Consider the following 19,845-nt stretch of genomic DNA (forward strand, 5'->3'; position numbering starts at 1 on the left):
GACGCGATGAGCGACGAGAACGAACGTGGCGGTGCGACGCCGCAGCGGGTCAATGACGTGAACATCGACTGGGACGATTCCGCGATGGAGTCGATCTACGCCAACATCGGCACCGCGACCGCCAACCGCGAGGAATTCTTCCTGCTGTTCGGCCTGCACCAGAACTGGCGCGGCCAGAAGCAGGCGGGCGAGAAGCAGCTCGACGTGAAGCTGAGCCACCGCGTGGTGATGAGCCCGTTCGCCGCCAAGCGGCTGGCGCTGGTGCTCAACCAGTCGCTGAAGGTCTACGAGGACCAGTTCGGCAAGATCGAGGTCTGAGCCGGGCACCGACATGCTGAGCGCGCCGACCGCGATCCTGCGCCGGGCGCCGGACGGGGCCGAGACGGTGCTGCTCGGCGCCGACAAGGCCGTGCGGCTGCGCGAGGCCTACGCGCAGATGGCGCAGGACAAGCCGAGCGCGCGGCGGGCGGGCGAGGAACTCGTCGTCGCGGCGCCGGCGGGCGAGGCGGTCTACCTCTTCCTGATCCCGGCGATCCCGCCGATGGCGGCGCTCTCGGACGGGATCCGTCACCTCCAGCAGCTCGCGCAGGGCATCGAGGACGGCCGTGGCGGGGGCGGCGACGGACCGGGCGCGGCGGAGATGCAGCAGGCGCTGGCGGTCGACCTCAACCGCATCGGCGCGCGCCGCGCCGTGCCGCGCCTGCGGGTGATGCTCAACGCGCTGACCGGCCACCGCGCCGCCGCCACGGCGAGCGCGATCCGGCTGCGCGGCGGGCGGGCCGGACGGATCGTGCACCACGACCGCCGCCATTCCCGGCTCGACCAGGAGATCCGCAACCTCGTCCGGCGCTGCACCGCGGCCGGCGTCACCCACGCCGCCCATCCGGCGCCCGAGGGACAGGACAGCGGCATCGGGCTGCAATGCGAGCTGCTCGCCGACCGGCTCGAAGTCGCTTCGCTGGAGATGCACCTGCCCGAGGGCGACGGCATCGCGCTGCTGCTCGGCGATCCCGACCGGCGGCGGCTCGACGCCAGCCTGCCGGCGCTGGTGCAGGCGATGACCGGCCCGCTGCGGGGCGGCGGCAAGGGCGTCCGGTGGAGGCGGCTGGTGCTGCCGGTGCTGATCGCCGCGCTGCTCCTCGCCGCGCTGGTGCCGCTGCCGGTGCGCCTGCCCGCCACCGGCCAGACCATCGCGCGCGAGGCCGAGATCGTCGCGCTGCTGTCGGACGCGTTCCTCGAGACGGTGCTCGTCGCCCCCGGCGACGAGGTGGCCGAGGGCGACCCGATCGCCCGCTTCAACGCGCCCCAGCTGCTCGCCGACCTCTCGGAGGCGCAGCTGCAGGTGAAGGTGGAGGCGGTGAACGCGCAGGACGCGCTGGCCGAGAACGACTACGCGGGCTTTCAGTCGGCCGAGCAGCGCGGGCTGATCGCGGAGGCCCGCGTCGCCAACCTCGAGGACCAGATCGCCGCGCTGACCCCGACCGCCCCCGTGGCGGGCCGCGTCGTGCAGGCGCTGCCGCGTGGCGCGTCGGGGCAGTTCTACCCGCTGGGCGAGCCGGTGGCGACGATCCAGCAGGTGCCTGCATTCGACCTGATGCTCGCCCCTTCCGAGCTCGACGCGCCGGCGCTCGAGCCGGGCCAGTCCGGCGAGGTCTACTTCCGCGGCCTCGCCGACGCGACCTTCCCGATCCGCCTCGCGAGCGCCGCCGTGCCGGTGCCGGGGCAGCAGGAGGGCGAGGTCGCGCCGATGGTGCGTGCCGAGATCACCGGCGGGCCGCAGGAGCGGCTGATCACCGGGCTCACCGGCTACGCCCGGATCGAGGCCGGCCGCGCCCCGGCGGGAGTGGTGGCGTTGCGCTACGCGGTGGAATGGCTGAGGCTCAGGACATGGACACTCTTCGGCTGGCGGATCTGAATGCCGTCGACCTGACGATCTCGGCCGACCGGGGCAGGGCGATGTACCTCGCCACCGACCGGCGCACCGGCGAGATCCTCGAACTGCCCGAACCCATCGCGATGGCGATGCGGCGCGGCCAGAAGCTCGTCGCGGGGGGCGACGTGACCCTGAGCAAGCCGGAGCTGCAGGCGATCTACGCCGCGCTCTCGACCTTCGACCGCATCCGCCGGCAGGGGCTCGAGAAGGCGGCGAAGTTCAACCCGCTGTTCCAGTCGTTCGAGCTGTTCGACGTCGGCCGCTACGCCCCCGAGCTGGCGCGGCTGGCGCGGGCCGTGCTGCGCCCCGCGCTCGGCTGGGCGGTGGCGCTGCTGGCGCTGGCCTGCCTGTGGCTCGGCGCGCGGACCGACTGGGCGATCCTCGGCGCCTTCCGCGACGTGTTCTCGCTCGAGGCGATCGCCACCTTCGCCCTCATCGCGCCGTTGCTGAAGGTGATCCACGAGCTGGGCCACGTGCTGACCGCGCTCCGGCTCGGCGCGCCGGTGCGCACGGCGGGGATCATGCTGATCGGCATGTACCCGATGCCATTCGTCAACATCTCCGACGCCGACGTCACCGTCGGGCGGCGCGAGCGCATCCTGATCTCGCTGGCGGGGCTGTTCACCGATATCGTCGTGGCGATGGTGGCCTTCGTCGCGTGGCACCTGGTCGACGGGACCTTCTGGACGACCCTGCTGGGCAATATCTTCGTCTTCAGCGCGATCAACTCGGTGCTGTTCAACGCCAACCCGCTGATCAAGCTCGACGGCTACTTCGCGATGTCCGACGCCATCGGCGAGCGCAACCTCAACGCCAACGCGATGACCGCCTTCCGCGCCACGCGCCGCTGGGTGACGGCGCTCGGCCACGACGGCGCCCGGCCGCGTGGGCGGCGGGGCTGGGCGATGCTGGGCTACGCGCTGCTGTCGGCGCTCTACAAGGTCTGGATCATCGTCTCGATCGTCTGGGCGCTGCTGCCGAAGTTCCTCGGGCTCGGCGTGCTGCTCGTCGGCTGGGGCATCTACGCGACTTTTTTCTCGCCGCTGCTCGCCGACAGCGCGGTGCCGCAGGTCTCGGGCGATCCGGAGCGGCGGGCGAAGGCGCGCCGCATCCGGCGGCTGATGCTCGCGGGCTTCGCCGCCGGGCTCGCCGCGCTGCTGCTGCTCTGGCGACCCGCGCCGGTGCTGTTGCTGCCCCTGACACTCGACGTGGGTGAGACCTACGCGCTCACCGTCGAGACGCAGGGCGCGGTGGCCGAGCTGCGCCCCGACGGCCCGGTGGCGGAGGGCGAGGCGCTGCTGGCGCTCGCCAACCCGGCGCTGGTCGCCCGGGCCGAGGTGCTGGCGCTCGAGCGCGAGCAGGCGGCGCTGGAGCTCGGTGCGGCGCAGGGCGTCAACGAGGCGCGGGCGCAGGTCGCCCGTAGTCAGCTCGACGCCTTCGAGGAGCGTCTCGCCCTGTCGCGCCAGTCCATCGACGCGCTCGTCCGCACCGCCCCCGGCCCCGGCACCTTCGTCGCCGCGCCCGGACTGCAGCGCGGCGCGTGGCTGACCGAGGGCGCGCCCTACGGCACCTTCCTGCCCGACGCCGCCAGCGCCCGGATGCGCGCCGACTTCCCCGAGGCCTGGCTGCGCCGCTTCGAGGACGGCGCGGTGCGCGGCGAGCTGCGCAGCGAGATCGGCGTGCTGGGGCCGGTGCTCGACAAGGACGCGATGAGCCTGGTCGAGCGGGCGCAGCGCGACGACGAGAGCGGCGTGCGCAGTTTCGCCCTCACCGCCGAGGTGCCGCTGCCCCCTGCCGAGGCCGCCTCGAGCCGCATCCACATGCGCCTCGTCTTCCCGCGCGAGCCGGCGTGGCGGCATGTCCTGTTCTGGGGCGAGGGCCTCGTGGAGACGTTCCGCGAGGCGCAGCTGCGCGACCGGATCCAGCGCCTCGATTAAGTTGCGGATTGGCCACGCCCCGGGCTGACGATGGGGTAACATGCTGCTTTGCGGTCAATTCCGCCCGGGGTTTGTTAAAAGCTCGGCAGGGACATCAGAAGGGGTTGGGGAATGCGACGCAGGTTGCCTCTCATCATCGCGGGCGCCATCGCCCTGTCGGGCTGCAGCGAAGGGCTCGTCAACAAGGCAACCGACGAGCGGCTCGCCGAACTCGCGGCCAGTGGCCTGCCGGCGGAGGAGCGCGAGCGCCTCGTCGCGATGGCCGAGGAGCGACTCAGCGGCAACGAGACCGCGGCCGAACTCGCCGCCCGCTTCTCCGGCCCCGCCGCCAGCACCCCCGGCGGCGCCGTCTCGGTGCAGGCGATCCTCGCCGGCGCGCTCGAGACCGCCCCCGAGATCGGCCGCGCCGCCCAGGCGATCAACGCCGCCGACGCCCGGCGGCTCAACGCGATCTTTGGCTACACGCCGCAGATCAACGCGGCCGTCGAGTACCAGCAGGTCAACCAGCAGGTCGTCAGCACCGACAACGAGGTCTTCGAACTCGGCGAGGCCGACTTCCCCGTCACCACCGCCAGCGTCGAACTGCGCCAGCCGATCGTGGACCTGTCCCGCATCTACGGCATCCGGCTCGCCAACACGACGCGCTCGCGCGCCGAGGTCCGCTATGTCGCCGCGGTCAAGGAGACCGCCTACGAGGTCTTCGACCTCTACCTCGCCGCCGCGCAGTCGAAGGCGCGCATCGCCGAGATGGAGCGCCGTCGCGGCCTGATCGCCAGCCAGGAGCGCACCCTGCGCGACCTGCAGGCCATCGGCCTCGAGGCCGGCGCCTTCCGCGGCCTGCGGCTCGACAGCGAGAATGTCGGGGTCGAGATCGCCCAGGAGCGCGCGACGCTGCAGCGCCTGCTCGGCGAGCTGTCGTTCGCCTCGGGCATCGTCGTGGACGACGTGCAGATCGCCAACGTGCCGGGCGACGTGTTCGGCACCGAGCGCCAGATCTCCGCCGCCGCCGCCGTCGAGAAGGCGCGGCAGAACAACCCCGAGATCCTCGAGGCGATCATCGGCGTCGCCGAGGCCGACCTGGAGAAGCGCCAGGCCATCGCCGCCGACTTCGGCCCGGTCCTCGAAGCCTTCGCGCGGCTCGAGAACGAGAACCGCGAAGACAGCCGCTTCGGCGGCGGCAGCGAGACCCAGGACGCCACCATCGGCGTGCGCCTGACGATCCCGCTGTTCAACTCCAACGGCGACGGCTTCCGCAACCTCATCGAGCGGATCGACTTCCGCGAGGCGGCGCTGGCCTACTTCTCTACCTCGCGCCAGATCACCGCTGAGGTCGGCGCCACCCACGCCCGCATGGCGGAGCTGTCGCAGGCCATCGCCCGTGCGCAGGGTGCCCTGTCGGCGGCGTCGCGCATCTCGGCCGACGAGCAGGCGCTGGTGCAGACCGGCGTGTCGCGCGACTTCGCCGTCGCCTCGCAGCGGCTGCGCGAGAGCCAGGCGCGCGAGCAGCTCGACTATTACCGGCTCGAGTACCTGCGGGCCTGGGCGCTGTTCTCGTACCTGACGGGCGAGAACCTTGCGAACTAGGCTGCTCCTCGCACTGGCGCTGCTGCTGCCGCAGGAGGTGGCGGCGCAGTCCCTGCCGCCGCTCAATTGCGCGATCCGGCCGAGCCGCGTCGTCGAGGTCAGCGCGCCGCGCGAGGGGATCGTCTCCGAGGTCGCCGTCGCTCCCGGCGACGAGGTCGCCGCGGGCGATCTGCTGGTGCGGCTCGATACCGTCCTGCTCGAATCGCAGGCCGCGCTGGCCGAGCGCCGTGCCGAATTCGAGGGCCCGCTCGCCGTCGCCCGCTCCCGGCTGGCCGGGGCCGAGCGGCGCGTCAGCATCATGCGCCGCGCCCGCGACCGGGGCGCGGTGAGCCAGGACGACCTCAACCAGGCGGAGCTCGAATTCGCCACCGCCCGCGCCGAGCTGCTCCGCGAGCAGGAACTGCTCGACGTCGCCGCGATGGAGGCCGACCGCGCGCGCCTCGAGGTGGCCCGATCCGCCGTCGTCGCGCCGGTCTCGGGGATCGTGGGCGAGGAGCTGATCTCGCCGGGCGAGACCACCGCCTCCGGCCCCGTCGCCCGCGTAGTGGTCACCCGGCCGATGCGGGTCGAGGTCTACGTCCCGTCGCAGCTGATCGACGACGTCCTCGCGCGCGACAGCTACGCCGTCACGGTCAACGGGGCCGGTGCCGTGCCGGTGACGTTCGATTACGTCTCGCCGGTCGCCGACGTCTCGTCCGACACGATCAGCGTGTTCTTCGAGCTCGACGACCCCGACGTGCAGCCGGGCTCGCGCTGCCAGCTGGCGAACTGAGGGAGGGCCGGGCTGAAGCCCGGCCTACCGGCATACCGACCGTAGGCCGGCTTCAGCCCGGCACACGCCCCGCCGTCAGCTCCAATCCAGAACCACCTTCCCCGACCCGCCCGACAACATCGCGCCGAACCCGTCCCGGAACTCGTCCGCCTTGAACCGGTGCGTGATGACCGGCCGCACGTCGAGCCCGTTCTCCAGCATCGCGATCATCTTGTACCAGGTCTCGAAGATCTCGCGGCCGTAGACGCCCTTGATCGTGATCGCCTTGAAGACGATCCGGCTCCAGTCCACCGGCGACTTGCCCGGCGGAATGCCGAGCAACGCGATGCGCCCGCCCATGACGAGGTTCTCCACCATCTGGTCGAGCGCCCGCTGGTTGCCCGACATCTCGAGCCCCACGTCGAACCCCTGCTTCATCTTCAGCCGCGGGATCACGTCGGCGAGGTCCTCGCTCGCGACGTTGACCGGCGTCACGTCGGCCACCTTCTCGGCCAGCGCCAGCCGCTCGGGGTTCACGTCGGTGATGACGACATGGCGCGCGCCGACATGGCGCGCGACGGCGGCAGCCATGATGCCGATGGGGCCCGCGCCGGTGATCAGCACGTCCTCGCCGACGAGGTCGAAGCTGAGCGCGGTATGCACCGCGTTGCCCAGCGGATCGAGGATCGCGCCGATCTCGTCGTCGATGGCGTCGGGCAGCGGCACCACGTTGAACGCGGGCAGGCGGAGATACTCGGCGAACGCCCCCTGTTCGTTGACGCCGATGCCGCGGGTGCCGGGGTCGAGGTGGAACTTGCCGGCCCGGCTCTGGCGCGACTGGTGGCCGATCAGGTGCCCCTCCCCCGAGACCCGCTGCCCGATCTCGAGATCGGTGACGCTGCGGCCCAGCTCGACGATCTCGCCGGCGAATTCGTGCCCGGTGATCAGCGGCACGGGCACGGTATGGGCGGCCCATTCGTCCCACTTCCAGATATGGATGTCGGTGCCGCAGATGCCGGTCTTGCGGACCTTGATCAGCACGTCCTCCGGCCCGATCTCGGGCACCGGCGCATCGATCATCCAGAGCCCTTCCCCGGGCTTCGACTTCTCCAGCGCACGCATCTGGTTGCTCATTGGTCGCTCTCCAGCACCAGCCATGTCCACGATATCCCGGCCTCCTCGGCCATGCCCGGCCCGCGATGGCACAGGCGCAGCCCGGCCTCGCCGGCGCGGGCGATTTCGTCGTCGGCGTCCATCGCGTGGACCATCCCGTCGTGCCCCGCCGGCCCGTGGCGCAGGGCCAGCGCGATGCTGCCCCCGGGCGCGAGCAGGTCGGCCATCCGGGCAAGCCCCGCCGCGCGCTCGCCCGGCGCGAGGTGGTGCCACACGGCGTTGGCGAGGATCAGGTCATAGGGCCCGACGAGGCCGTCGAGGCCCGGCAAGCCCGCGTCCACGACCTCCGCCCCGGGCAGCCGCGCCGCGAGGATCTCGCGGAACTCCGCGACGGGCTCCGCCGCCGTGACCCTGTCGCCGCGCGCCGCGAACCACGCCGCGTCGCGCCCGCTGCCCGCGCCGATGTCGAGCACCCGCGCCGGCGCGGGCGGCAGGTGGTCGATCACGCCACCGAGCACGTCCTCCGCGCTCAGCCGGTCGAACTTGGCCTGCAGCTTGGCCGCGTTGGCGGCGTAGACGCCGAGCACGTCGCCCCTCATGCCAGCACCCCCGTCTCGCGCCCGGCCCGCGTGAAGGCGTCGATGCCCCGGTCCAGGTCCTCGCGCGTCAGGGCGGCGTTCATCTGGGTACGGATGCGGGCGCGCTCCTTCGGCACGACGGGATAGAAGAAGCCCGAGACGTAGACGCCAAGCTCGTAGAGCCGGTTCGCCATCGCCTGCGCGCGGCCGGCGTCGTAGGTCATCACCGGGATGATCGGATGCTCACCCTCCAGCAGGTCGAACCCCGCGTCGGTCAGGCCGGCCCGCCAATACCTGGCGTTCTCGAACAGCCGCGCGCGCAGATCGTCGCCGGCCTCGACGATCTCGAGCGCCTTGATCCCGGCCGCGACGATGGAGGGGGGAAGGGCGTTGGAAAAGAGGTAGGGCCGCGCGCGCTGGCGCAGCAGGTCGATGACCGGCTGTGGCCCCGCGATGTAGCCGCCGAGCGCGCCGCCGAGCGCCTTGCCCAGCGTCCCGGTCAGCAGGTCGGCCCTGACACCGGCATGGGCGGGCGTGCCCTCGCCCTTCGGCCCCATGAACCCGGTCGCGTGGCAATCGTCGACCATCACCAGCGCGTCGTAGCGGTCGGCGAGGCGGCGGATCGCGCCGAGGTCGGCGAGGTAGCCGTCCATCGAGAAGACGCCGTCGGTGGCGATCATCACGTGCCGCGCGCCGCCGGCCCGCGCCTCCTTCAGCTTGGCCTCGAGATCGGCCATGTCGGAATTGGCGTAGCGGAAGCGCTGCGCCTTGCAGAGCCGGATGCCGTCGATGATCGAGGCGTGGTTCAGCGCGTCGGAGATCACCGCGTCCTCGGGGCCGAGCAGCGGCTCGAACAGCGCGCCGTTGGCGTCGAAACAGGCGGCGAACAGGATCGCGTCGTCGGTGCCGAGGAAGCGGGCGAGGCGGGCCTCGAGCTCGAGGTGCAGGTCGGCGGTGCCGCAGATGAAGCGCACCGAGGCCATGCCGTAGCCGTGGTCGTCCATCGCCGCCTTGGCCGCCGCGACGAGCCGGGGGTCGTCGGCGAGGCCGAGGTAGTTGTTGGCGCAGAGGTTGATCAGCTCGCGGCCGGCGACATCCACCCGCGCGCCCTGCGGCGAGGTGATCTCGCGCTCGACCTTGCGCAGGTCGGCGGCGTCGATCTCGGCGAGCTGATCGCGGATGTGGGCGAGGAACGGTGCGGACATGGCGGTCTCCTTTGCCGCCTGTCTAACGCGCCCCGCCCGCCCTTTGCCAGTGACGCTCGCGCGACCGCCCCGTCCGCGCGCCGCCCCCGCCCCTCTGTCCTGCAAATATCCCCGCCGGAGGCATCCCCCGGCCGCCAGCCGCGCGGCGGGCGGGTCAGTTCTCCGGGAAGAAGCACGCCGCCGGATGCGGCTCGCCCTCCAGCCTCGGGCGCTCCTCGCGACACTTGTCCTGCGTCTTCCAGCAGCGCGGCGCGAACGGGCAGCCCGGCGGCACGGCCAGCGGCGACGGCAACTCGCCCGACAGCTTGATCCGCTCGCGCCGCCCTTGCGGGTCGGCGGAGGGCGTCGCCGAGAGCAGCGCCTTCGTGTAGGGGTGGCGCGGCGCGGAGAAGACCGCGTCCTTGGGGCCGGTCTCGACGGGGCGGCCGAGATACATGACGATCACGTCGTCCGCGAGGTGGCGCACCACCGACAGGTCGTGGCTGATGAACAGGTAGGCGAGGCCGAGCCGCTCCTGCAGGTCCATCAGCAGGTTCAGGATCTGGCTCTGGATCGACAGGTCGAGCGCGGAGACGGGCTCGTCGAGCACCAGCAGCTTGGGCTCGAGCATCAGCGCGCGGCCGATGGCGATGCGCTGGCGCTGGCCGCCGGAGAACATGTGCGGGTAGCGGTCGTAATGTTCGGGGCGCAGCCCGACCAGCTCCATCATCGCCCGCGCCCTCTCGGCGCGCTCGCGGGCCGAGAGCTCGGGGCGGTTGATCTTGAGCGGCTCCTCGAGGATCGTGCCGACCTTCTGGCGCAGGTTGAGCGAGCCGTAGGGGTCCTGGAACACGATCTGCACCGAGGTGCGCAGGCTGGCCCAGGTCTCGGGCCGCGCCTCGGTGCCGTCGATGACGAGCCGGCCCGAGGTCGGCTCCTCGATCAGCGTCACCATGCGCGCGAGGGTGGACTTGCCGCAGCCCGACTCGCCCACCACGGCGAGGGTGCGGCCGGGCGCGAGGGTGAACGAGGTTTCGGCCACGGCGCGCACGGTCTGGGCCTGCGAGAACAGGCCGCCGCCGACGGAATAGTCGCGGCCCAGCGCGTCGGCGATGAGGACGGGTTCGGGAGCGGTCATATCGCGTCGGCCTCCTCGGGGACGTTCAGGGGATAGTGGCAGCGCGCCAGTCCGATCGCGGGCGGCTGGACCGGCGGCGGCACGGTGCGGCAGCGCTCGTCCGCGAACTTGCAGCGCGGCGAGAACAGGCACCCCTCGGGCCGGTCGTGCTGCCCCGGCACGACGCCGGGGATGGTCGGCAGCCGCCGCTCGGTGGCGCGCTCGGGCAGGGCGGCGAGCAGGGCGGCGGTGTAGGGGTGGTGCGGGTCGGAGAACAGCGAAGCCACTTCCTGCTCCTCGACCTTCTGGCCGGCGTACTGGACCGACACCCGCCGCGCCGTCTCGGCGACCACGCCCATGTCGTGGGTGATCAGGATCAGCGCCATGCCGGTCTCGGCCTGCAGCCCGGTGAGCAGGTCGAGGATCTGCGCCTGGATCGTCACGTCGAGCGCGGTGGTGGGCTCGTCGGCGATCAGCAGGCGCGGCTTGCAGGCGATGGCCATGGCGATCATCACCCGCTGGTTCATGCCGCCCGAGAGCTGGTGCGGGAAGGCCGAGAGGCGCTTCTCGGGGGCCGGGATGCCGACCATCTCGAACAGCTCGATGGCGCGGGCGTGGCGCTGCTTGCGGTCGAGGTCGAGATGCTGGCGCAGAGCCTCCTTGATCTGGAAGCCGACGGTGAAGCACGGGTTCAGCGAGGACATCGGCTCCTGGAAGATCATCGACATGTCCTTGCCGATGATCCGCCGCCGCGCCCGGGGCGAGAGGTCGCGCAGGTCGCGCCCGTCGAAGGCCAGGGTGTCGGCGGTGATCGTCGCGGTCCAGGGCAGCAGGCCCATCGCGGCGAGCATGGAGACGGACTTGCCGGAGCCGGATTCGCCGACGATGGCGTGCAGGTCACCGGCATCGACGGACAGGTCGACGCTGTCGACGGCGCGGAACGTGCCGGTCGAGGTGGCGAAGTCGACGGAGAGGTTGCGGATGTCGAGGAGGCTCATGGGTGGCTCCCTGTGGTGTGTGTATGTCGCATCGGCCGGCTGCCCCGCCCGGCCACGGGCCGCGCAGCGCCCTTCGCACCCGTGCTCCGCCCGGTGGCACACCGGGCAGCGCCGTCACGCCCCCCCGGGGCGGCGCTTCTGGCGAGGTCGGCGCGAGGCTCACAACGCTGGTGCTTTGAAGTGCGGCGGTCCGCGGTGTCGGCCCGCCCCGCCGTGACGGCGCTGCCCTTTGCGCTCAACTTGCCCACCGCTCAGCTCCGCTTCAGCTTCGGGTCGAGCGCGTCGCGCAGACCGTCGCCCATCAGGTTGATGGCGAGCACGGTGACGAGGATCGCGACGCCGGGCAGGGTGACGACCCACCAGGCGCGCAGGATGAACTCGCGCGCCTCGGCCAGCATGGTGCCCCATTCCGGCGTCGGCGGTTGCGCGCCCATGCCGAGGAAGCCGAGCGCCGCCGCGTCGAGGATGGCGGTCGAGAAGGACAGCGCCGCCTGCACGATGATCGGCCCGAGACAGTTGGGCAGCACGGTGATGAACATCAGCCGGAGCAGGCCGGCCCCGGCGACGCGGGCGGAGACGACGTAGTCCTTGCCGCGCTCGTTGAGCACCGAGGCGCGGGTCAGGCGGACGTAGTGGGGCTGCAGCACCAGCGCGATGGCGATCATCGCGTTGATCAGGCTCGGCCCGAGGATCGCCACCAGCGCCAGCGCCAGCAGCAGCGACGGGAAGGCGAGGATGATGTCCATGATGCGCATGATGATCGTGTCGAGCCAGCGCGGCGCGAAGCCGGCGATCAGCCCGATCATGATCCCGCCCGACGCGGCCACGACCACGACGACGATGCCGACGAAGAACGAGAACCGCGCCCCGTGCAGCAGCCGCGAGAGCATGTCGCGGCCCAGCGGGTCGGTGCCGAGCGGGAACTGCCACGTCCCGCCGTCCTGCCAGACCGGCGGCACCAGCGTGAAGGCGCGGTGCTGCGCGGTCGGGTCGTAGGGAGCGAGGATGTCGGCGCCGATGGCGATCAGCACGAAGGCGGCGAAGACGTAGAGGCCGATCACCGCGCCCCGGTTCTCGCGGAACGAGCTCCAGAAGTCCTTCAGCCGGCCGGGGCGGCGGGTCGGGACGGTGCGGGCTATGGTCGTGGAGGCGTCGGACATGTCAGCGCTTCCGGATCTTGGGGTTGATGAGGCCGTAGAGCAGGTCGACCGTCAGGTTCACGATCATCACGATGACCGCGATCAGCAGCAGCCCGCCCTGCACCACTGGGTAGTCGCGGCGGAAGATCGAATCGACCATCCACTTGCCGATCCCGGGCCAGGAGAAGATCGTCTCGGTCAGGATCGCGCCGGCCATGAGCGTGCCGACCGACAGGCCGATCACGGTGATCACCGGGATCATCGCGTTGCGGAGCGCGTGGAGCCCGTTGACGCGCGAGGGCCGCAGCCCCTTGGCGCGGGCGGTGCGGATGTAGTCCTCGCTCAGCACCTCGAGCATCGCCGAGCGCGTCTGCCGCGCGATCACCGCCAGCGGGATGGTGCCGAGCACGATGGTCGGCAGGATCAGGTGGCGCACGGCGGAGGTGAACGCCCCCTCCTGCCCCGAAAGCAGCGAGTCGATCAGCATGAAGCCGGTGACGTCGTCGAAGAAGTAGAGCAGGTCGATCCGCCCGGAGACCGGGGTCCAGCCGAGATTGCCGGAGACCACGATGATGAGCAGCAGCGCCCACCAGAAGATCGGCATCGAGTAGCCCACGAGCGCCGTCGACATCAGGGCCCGGTCGAAGAACTTGCCGCGGTAGACCGCGGCGATCACCCCGGCGGGCAGGCCCAGCACGATGGCGAAGATGATCGCGCAGAGCGACAGTTCGAGCGTGGCGGGGAAGAGCGTGAAGAACTCGTCCCAGACCGGGCGCTTGGTGACGAAGCTCTGGCCGAGATCGCCCTGCAGCACGCCGGTGAAGTAGTCCCAGAACTGGACCCAGAGCGGCCGGTCGAAGCCGAACTGCTGCTGCAGCTCGGCGTAGCGCTCCTCGGTCAGGCCGCGCTCGCCGGCCATGACGATGATCGGATCGCCCGGCAGCAGGCGGATGAAGGAAAAGGAGACCAGCGTGACGCCGATGAAGGTCGGCACGAAGGTCAACAGGCGGGCGAGGACGTATCTCAGCATCCGATCACCGTGAGCTCCTTGGGATAGGTGGTGAGCGAGCGGCAGCCATCGTCGGTCACGAGGATGTCGTCCTCGATGCGGACGCCGAACGCGGTGATGTCGTAGAGGCCCGGCTCGTTGGTGAAGACCATGCCGGGCTCGAGCGCGGTGTGGTTGCCGCGCATGATGTAGGGGGCCTCGTGCACGTCGCGCCCGAGGCCGTGGCCGGTCTTGGTGCGGATGCGCTCGGCGTAGGGGGAAGCTTCGAGCACGGAGATGACCGCGTCGTCGATCTCGTGGGCGGTGACGCCGGGGCGGGTGATCTCGTGGCCGCGCCGGTTGGCGTCGAGGACCGTCCGGTAGACGCGCTGCGCCTCGTCATCGGCATGGCCGACGAAGAAGGTGCGGGTAATGTCGGCGCAGAGCCCGCCCCAGCGCGCGCCGAAGTCGATCAGCAGCGCGTCGCCCGCGGCGATCTCGTAGTCGCCGGCATGGGCATGGGGGCGCGCCGAGTTCTTGCCGGCGGCGACGATGGGGCTGAAGGCGGTGTCCTCGGCTCCGTGGCCGTAGAGCGCGGTGAGCAGGCGGCGTTCGACCTGCTTCTCGGTCATGCCGACCCGCACCGCCTCGACCGTCTCGGCCAGCGCCGCCTCGGAGATCCGGATCGCCTCCTCGAGCGCGGCGACCTCGGCGGGCGTCTTGTGCAGCCGCAGGCCCGAGATCTCGCGCTCGGCATCGACGATGCGCAGCCCCGGCAGCGCCTCGGCGAGCGCGTGGTGGACGAAAACGCGCATCACCTGGCCCTCGACGGCGAGACTCTCGAGCGGCAGGGCACGGGCGAGGGCGGCGAAGGCGTCGGAATAGCCGTCCTGATCGCGCCAGTCGAACACCTCGCCCTCGAACCCGATCAGGTCGAAGGAGCGCAGTTCCAGATTGGGCACGATGGCGGCGGGGGCGCCCTCGGCGGAGATCACGACGACGAGCGGGCGCTCGTGGCTGCCGAAATCCTTGTCGAAGGTGCGCCGGAAATTCGGCCCCGGCACCAGGGCGACGGCGTCGACCTTCAGGTCGCGGGCCAGCTGGCGAAAGGGGCGCAGGCGGTCGGTCATGGATGTGCCTTGAACAAGGCGGGCGGGGCCAGCGATGGCCCCGCCCGGAGTTGCTAACGCAGGGGCGGTTACTCGGAGAGACCGACCTCGGTGAAGATGTGGCCGCCGAGCGGGTGCACGACGTAGCCTTCGACCTCTTCACGCACCGGCATGAAGACGACGGAGTGCGCGATGGTCGCCCACGGCGCCTGCTCCTTGAAGATCTCCTGGGCCTCCCGGTAGAGCTCGGCCCGCTCTTCCTGGTCGGAGAGGGTCTTGGCTTCCTGGATCAGCTCCTCGAAGGGCTCGTGGCACCACTGGGCGCGGTTCGAGTTCTCGACCCCGTCACAGCCCAGCAGCACGGCGAGGAAGTTGTCCGGGTCGCCGTTGTCGCCGGTCCAGCCAAGCAGGATCGCACCGTCGCGGTCGATGGCGCGCGAGCGGTCGAGGTACTCGCCCCACTCGTAGGAGACGATCTCGACGTCGACGCCGACCTCGGAGAAGTCTTCCTGGATCAGTTCGGCCATGCGCCGAGCGTTCGGGTTGTAGGGACGCTGCACGGGCATCGCCCAGATCTTCATCGACAGGTCCTCGACGCCGGCATCGGCCAGCATCTGGCGCGCGGCCTCGGGATCGTAGGGGTCGTCCTCGATGTCGTCGTTGTAGGACCACATGGTCGGCGGGATCGGGTTCTTGGCGACCTGGCCGGAGCCCTGGAAGACCACGTCGATGATCGCGTCCTTGTCGATCGCCATGTTCAGCGCGCGACGGACCTCCGGGTTGTCGAAGGGCTCCATCGTGGTGTTGTAGGCGAGGTAGCCGACGTTCAGGCCTTCCTGCTCGAGCACCTCGATACCCTCGGCCTCCTTCATCGCCTCGATGTCGGCGGGGTTCGGGTAGGGCATCACGTGGCACTCGCCGGCCTGCAGGCGCTGGTAGCGCACGGAGGCGTCGGGCGTGATCGCGAAGACGAGGTTGTCGACCTTGGGCAGGCCTTCCTTCCAGTAGTCCTCGTTGGCGGCGTAGCGGATGACGGCGTCGGCCTGGTAGTCGACGAACTGGAACGGGCCGGTGCCGATCGGCGCCTGGTTGACCATCTCGGGCGTGCCCGCCTCGGCCATCGCGTCGTGGTATTCCTTCGACACGATCGAGGCGAAATCCATGGCCATGTTGGCGATGAAGGGCGCTTCGGGGCGGGTCAGGTTGAACTGCACCGTCATGTCGTCGACCTTCTCGATCGACTCGATGAGGTCGGGCATCGACATGCCCTGGAAGTACTCCCAGCTGCCCTCGGTGTTCATCTGGCGCTCGAAGCTGTGGATCACGTCATCGGCGTTCAGGTCCCGCGAGGGGGTGAACATGTCGTTGGAGTGGAACTTCACGCCCGGGCGCAGGTTGAACGTCACCTGCATGCCGTCCTCGGAGACTTCCCAGCTCTCGGCGAGGCCGGGAACCACTTCGGTGGTGCCGGTCTTGAACTCTACGAGGCGGTTGTAGATCGGGTGCGAGGACGCGTCGAAGGTGGTGCCCGACGTGTAGAGCGCCGGGTCGAAGCCCTCGGGCGAGCCCTCGGAGCAATAGACGAGGGTCTGGGCGAACGCCGGCATGGCGGCGCCGGCAGCCAGCAGGCTGGCGCCTGCGAGCATGTTACGAATCTTCATGTCGTTCTCCTGTCGAACAGTTACCTTCCCCGCCTTGTGACCGGCGAGGCATGCGCACAGACTTGCCGGGATTTCGCAGCGTTGCAAGCAGAGCATAGCCGTCAGTCACTTCATGCCGTAGCGGCAGGGGGTTCTTGACGATGCGGCATTGGCATTCCCCGCGGGCCGGGGCAAAGGTGGCGCGGTGTTGTCATGTCATCCCGGACGTCCGTCATGCCCCTCGGCCTGAGCCTCACCCCCGATCGCCGCGTCTTCGCGGGCTTCGCCATCTATTCCTTCGCGATGGGCAACCTGTTTCCGCGCCTGCCCGACATCAAGCAGGCGATGGGGATCGAGGAGGGCGCGCTCGGGCTGGCGCTGATCGGCACGCCGATCGGCACCCTGATCGCGCTGTCGCTGGCCGCGCCGGTGCTCGACCGCATCGGCTACCGCCGCTCGCTGATGGTGCTGCTGCCCTCGGTCGCGCTGTTCTTCGCCATCGCGGTGCAGGCGTCGGGGCCGGTGGGGCTGTTCCTGCTGCTGCTGCCCGTCGGCCTCGCCATCGGCGGCAGCGAGGTGATCCTCAACGTCGAGGCCGACCGGACCGAGGCGCTGCTCAAGAAGCGCATCATGAACCGGGCGCACTCGTTCTGGAGCATCGGCTTCTTCTGCGCCGGCCTGTTCGGCGCCACGATGGCGCATTTCGGCGTGTCGCCGCAGGTTCATCTCGCGCTGGTGGTGCCGATCGTGATCGGCGGGCTGGCGCTGTTGATGTCCGACTACGCGCCGGCTCCGCCGCGCGTCGGCGAGGCGACCGATTCGCCGCTCTTCGCGCGGCCGACAGCGGCGATCATGCTGCTGGTGGCGGTGACGCTGTCGGCGATGCTGATGGAGGGGGCCAGCATCGACTGGTCGGCCATCTACATGCGCAGCGTCTTCGACGCCGACGCCTTTACCGCGGGCGTGGCCGTGGCGACCTTCGCCTTCTTCCAGGCCAGCGCGCGCTTCTTCGCCGACGGGTTCGTCGAGAAGCACTCGCCCTACAACGTCGCGCAGGTGCTGTTCACCGCCATGGCCGCCGGGCTGTTGCTGGTGGTGTTCGCGCCCGCGCCCGGCTTCGCGCTGGCGGGCTTCGCGCTGCTCGGGCTCGGCACCAGCGCGATCTTCCCGCTGGCGATTTCGGCGGCGGCGCAGCGCACCGACCGGCCAGCGGCGGTCAACGTCGCGGCGGTGGCGCAGATCTCGTTCGTGATCTTCCTCCTCGGCCCGCCGCTGCTCGGCTTCATCGCCGAGCATTTCGGCCTGCGCTCCGCCTTCGCCGTGGGCCTGCCGCTGGTGGCGCTGAGCTTCCTGACCTCGAGCGCGCTGGGCCGGCGGCCGGTGGCGGGGACGGCACCCGCCGAGTGAGGGCGCGCGTGAGGGCTTGAATTCTGGCGGACCCGGGCGTATGTGGCTGCTCAACAGCGGTGCGTCGGGGTCCAAACCCGGGGCTCCACCGGAACTCGCAACGGGCCGCTGGCCCGTTTTTTTGTGCCTGGAGACCGCCATGTCCGACCTGATCGCCAAGACGGCGATGGACCGCAGAATCACCGAGATCATCGACCCCGTCATCACCGACATGGGCTTCGAGACGGTGCGCGTGCGCCTGCAGGGCGGCAACACGCCGGTGCTGCAGATCATGGCCCAGAAGCCCGACGGCACCATCGAGGTCGACGAGTGCGCCGAGATCTCGACCGCCGTCAGCGCCGTGCTCGACGTTGAGGACCCGATCCTCGACGCCTACACGCTCGAGGTCTCGAGCCCCGGCATCGACCGCCCCCTGACCCGGCTGAAGGATTTCGACCGCTGGCAGGGCTACGTCGCCAAGCTGGAAACCACCGAGCTGATCGACGGCCGCCGCCGCTTCAAGGGCGAGCTCGGCGGCGTCGAGGGCGGCGAGGTGCTGATCGAGATCGAAGAGAACGGCGAGCCGGTGACGATCGGGCTGCAGTTCGACTGGCTGAGTGACGCCAAGCTGGTCTTGACCGACGAGCTGATCCGCGAAGTGCTGAAGACCCGCAAGGACGCGGGCCAGATCGACGAGAAAGATTTCGACGAGGTTGAGACCGTCCTGGACGGCTCGGATGAGGAGAACGACTGATGGCCATTACCTCTGCCAACCAGCTTGAGCTGCTGCAGACCGCCGAGGCGGTCGCGCGCGAGAAGATGATCGACCCGGGCCTCGTCGTCGAGGCCATGGAGGAGAGCCTCGCCCGCGCCGCCAAGAGCCGCTACGGCGCCGAGATGGATATCCGCGTCTCCATCGACCGGCGCACCGGCCGCGCCACCTTCACCCGGGTGCGCACCGTGGTGGAAGACGAGGAGCTCGAGAACTACCAGGCAGAGCTGACCGTCGAGCAGGCCAAGCAGTACCTGGACGACCCGAAGGTCGGCGACCAGTACATCGAGGAGATTCCGCCGGTCGAGCTGGGCCGCATCGCGGCGCAGTCGGCCAAGCAGGTGATCCTGCAGAAGGTCCGCGAGGCCGAGCGCGACAAGCAGTACGAAGAGTTCAAGGACCGCGCCGGCACGATCATCAACGCGCTGGTCAAGCGCGAGGAATACGGCAACGTCATCGTCGACGTGGGCGCCGGCGAGGCGGTGCTGCGCCGCAACGAGAAGATCGGCCGCGAGAGCTACCGCCCCGGCGACCGCATCCGCTGCTACATCAAGGACGTGCGCCGCGAGCAGCGCGGCCCGCAGATCTTCCTCAGCCGCACCGCGCCCGAGTTCATGGCCGAGCTGTTCAAGATGGAAGTGCCCGAGATCTACGAGGGCATCATCGAGATCAAGGCCGTCGCCCGCGACCCGGGCAGCCGCGCCAAGATCGGTGTCGTCTCCTACGACGGCTCGATCGATCCGGTCGGCGCCTGCGTCGGCATGCGCGGCAGCCGGGTGCAGGCCGTCGTCAACGAGCTGCAGGGCGAGAAGATCGACATCATCCCGTGGAACGAGGACATGCCGACGTTCCTCGTCAACGCGCTGCAGCCCGCCGAGGTCTCGAAGGTCGTGCTCGACGAGGACGCCGAGCGCATCGAGGTGGTGGTCCCCGAGGAGCAGCTCAGCCTCGCCATCGGCCGTCGCGGCCAGAACGTGCGGCTGGCGAGCCAGCTCACCGGGCTCGACATCGACATCATGACCGAAGAGGAAGAGTCCAAGCGCCGCCAGGCCGAGTTCGAGGAGCGCACCAAGCTCTTCATGGACACGCTCGACCTCGACGAGTTCTTCGCGCAGCTCCTCGTCTCCGAGGGCTTCACCAACCTCGAGGAAGTCGCCTACGTCGAGCAGGACGAATTGCTCGTCATCGACGGCGTCGACGAGGGCACCGCGCAGGAGCTGCAGGCCCGCGCGCGCGACGTGCTCGACGAGCAGAACCGCGTCGCGCTCGAGAAGGCCCGCGAGCTGGGCGTCGAGGACAGCCTCGTCAACTTCGAGGGCCTGACGCCCGCGATGGTGCTGGCGCTGGCCGAGGACGGCGTGAAGACGCTGGAAGACTTCGCCACCTGCGCCGACTGGGAGCTGGCCGGCGGCTGGACGACGGTCAACGGCGAGCGGGTCAAGGACGACGGCGTGCTCGAGAAGTTCGACGTCAGCCTCGAGGAAGCGCAGGACATGGTGATGACCGCGCGCGTCCTGCTCGGCTGGGTCGATCCCGACGATCTGATGCCCGAGGCCGCCGCGGAAGACGGTGGCGAGGAGCCGAGCGAAGAGGAGCAGGCCCCGGCCTGAGGTTCG

17 protein-coding genes are annotated in these 19,845 nt (G+C 70.4%); 8 read left to right on the forward strand and 9 right to left on the reverse strand.

Going from position 1 to position 19,845, the window contains the following annotated elements; all coding sequences use genetic code 11:
• Nucleotides 1-6 precede the first annotated feature (6 nt).
• The 5 genes from OG2516_RS11380 (at nt 7) to OG2516_RS11400 (ending at nt 6,226) form a co-directional block, all read left to right on the forward strand.
• The gene (locus tag OG2516_RS11380; protein WP_007255820.1) at nt 7-318 is read left to right on the forward strand and encodes a DUF3467 domain-containing protein; all 312 of its coding nucleotides are present in this window, start codon (nt 7-9) and stop codon (nt 316-318) included.
• Nucleotides 319-331: 13 nt separating this feature from the next.
• Complete coding sequence (locus OG2516_RS11385) at nt 332-1,915, forward strand: RND family efflux transporter (protein WP_007255821.1); 1,584 nt, start codon at nt 332-334, stop codon at nt 1,913-1,915.
• Entirely contained in the window at nt 1,888-3,870 is a 1,983-nt protein-coding gene (locus tag OG2516_RS11390; RefSeq protein ID WP_007255822.1) for a M50 family metallopeptidase, read from the forward strand. Before OG2516_RS11385 ends, OG2516_RS11390 begins: the two co-directional genes overlap by 28 nt.
• Nucleotides 3,871-3,993: 123 nt before the next feature.
• On the forward strand, nt 3,994-5,454 hold the full coding sequence (locus tag OG2516_RS11395; protein WP_007255823.1) for a TolC family protein: 1,461 nt from the start codon (nt 3,994-3,996) through the stop codon (nt 5,452-5,454).
• Entirely contained in the window at nt 5,444-6,226 is a 783-nt protein-coding gene (locus OG2516_RS11400) for an efflux RND transporter periplasmic adaptor subunit (RefSeq protein ID WP_007255824.1), read from the forward strand. The genes OG2516_RS11395 and OG2516_RS11400 overlap by 11 nt, the downstream gene beginning before the upstream one ends.
• Before the next feature lie 75 nt (nt 6,227-6,301).
• Here the strand turns inward: OG2516_RS11400 and tdh are convergent, their stop codons facing one another.
• The 9 genes from tdh to OG2516_RS11445 all read right to left on the reverse strand — a co-directional run bounded on the left by tdh (nt 6,302) and on the right by OG2516_RS11445 (nt 16,092).
• Nucleotides 6,302-7,339, reverse strand: a complete 1,038-nt coding sequence (gene tdh, locus OG2516_RS11405) for an L-threonine 3-dehydrogenase (RefSeq protein ID WP_007255825.1) — start codon at nt 7,337-7,339, stop codon at nt 6,302-6,304.
• Nucleotides 7,336-7,917, reverse strand: coding sequence for a class I SAM-dependent methyltransferase (locus tag OG2516_RS11410; RefSeq protein WP_007255826.1), 582 nt, complete (start codon nt 7,915-7,917; stop codon nt 7,336-7,338). Before OG2516_RS11410 ends, tdh begins: the two co-directional genes overlap by 4 nt.
• Nucleotides 7,914-9,101, reverse strand: a complete 1,188-nt coding sequence (locus tag OG2516_RS11415) for a glycine C-acetyltransferase (RefSeq protein ID WP_007255827.1) — start codon at nt 9,099-9,101, stop codon at nt 7,914-7,916. Before OG2516_RS11415 ends, OG2516_RS11410 begins: the two co-directional genes overlap by 4 nt.
• Nucleotides 9,102-9,255: 154 nt before the next feature.
• The gene (locus OG2516_RS11420) at nt 9,256-10,218 is read right to left on the reverse strand and encodes an ABC transporter ATP-binding protein (RefSeq protein ID WP_007255828.1); all 963 of its coding nucleotides are present in this window, start codon (nt 10,216-10,218) and stop codon (nt 9,256-9,258) included.
• Nucleotides 10,215-11,195 carry an ABC transporter ATP-binding protein gene (locus tag OG2516_RS11425; RefSeq protein WP_007255829.1) on the reverse strand — a complete coding sequence of 327 codons (981 nt, stop codon included), beginning with the start codon at nt 11,193-11,195 and terminating at the stop codon, nt 10,215-10,217. Before OG2516_RS11425 ends, OG2516_RS11420 begins: the two co-directional genes overlap by 4 nt.
• Nucleotides 11,196-11,446: 251 nt before the next feature.
• Nucleotides 11,447-12,355 carry an ABC transporter permease subunit gene (locus tag OG2516_RS11430; protein WP_007255830.1) on the reverse strand — a complete coding sequence of 303 codons (909 nt, stop codon included), beginning with the start codon at nt 12,353-12,355 and terminating at the stop codon, nt 11,447-11,449.
• A 1-nt stretch (nt 12,356) separates the two neighbouring features.
• Complete coding sequence (locus OG2516_RS11435) at nt 12,357-13,364, reverse strand: ABC transporter permease subunit (RefSeq protein ID WP_007255831.1); 1,008 nt, start codon at nt 13,362-13,364, stop codon at nt 12,357-12,359.
• The gene (locus OG2516_RS11440; RefSeq protein ID WP_007255832.1) at nt 13,358-14,452 is read right to left on the reverse strand and encodes a M24 family metallopeptidase; all 1,095 of its coding nucleotides are present in this window, start codon (nt 14,450-14,452) and stop codon (nt 13,358-13,360) included. Before OG2516_RS11440 ends, OG2516_RS11435 begins: the two co-directional genes overlap by 7 nt.
• A 68-nt stretch (nt 14,453-14,520) precedes the next feature.
• Complete coding sequence (locus OG2516_RS11445) at nt 14,521-16,092, reverse strand: ABC transporter substrate-binding protein (protein WP_040615159.1); 1,572 nt, start codon at nt 16,090-16,092, stop codon at nt 14,521-14,523.
• A gap of 213 nt (nt 16,093-16,305) precedes the next feature.
• On the opposite strand from OG2516_RS11445, the gene OG2516_RS11450 reads away from it, so the two are divergent.
• The 3 genes from OG2516_RS11450 to nusA all read left to right on the forward strand — a co-directional run bounded on the left by OG2516_RS11450 (nt 16,306) and on the right by nusA (nt 19,839).
• On the forward strand, nt 16,306-17,478 hold the full coding sequence (locus tag OG2516_RS11450; RefSeq protein WP_007255834.1) for an MFS transporter: 1,173 nt from the start codon (nt 16,306-16,308) through the stop codon (nt 17,476-17,478).
• Nucleotides 17,479-17,617: 139 nt separating this feature from the next.
• Nucleotides 17,618-18,211 (forward strand): ribosome maturation factor RimP, encoded by a 594-nt coding sequence (gene rimP / locus OG2516_RS11455; RefSeq protein WP_007255835.1) that lies wholly within the window; start codon nt 17,618-17,620, stop codon nt 18,209-18,211.
• Nucleotides 18,211-19,839 carry a transcription termination factor NusA gene (gene nusA, locus OG2516_RS11460; RefSeq protein ID WP_007255836.1) on the forward strand — a complete coding sequence of 543 codons (1,629 nt, stop codon included), beginning with the start codon at nt 18,211-18,213 and terminating at the stop codon, nt 19,837-19,839. The genes rimP and nusA overlap by 1 nt, the downstream gene beginning before the upstream one ends.
• Nucleotides 19,840-19,845: the final 6 nt, after the last annotated feature.

Origin of the sequence: Oceanicola granulosus HTCC2516, assembly GCF_000153305.1 — a bacterium.
Lineage (GTDB): Bacteria > Pseudomonadota > Alphaproteobacteria > Rhodobacterales > Rhodobacteraceae > Oceanicola > Oceanicola granulosus.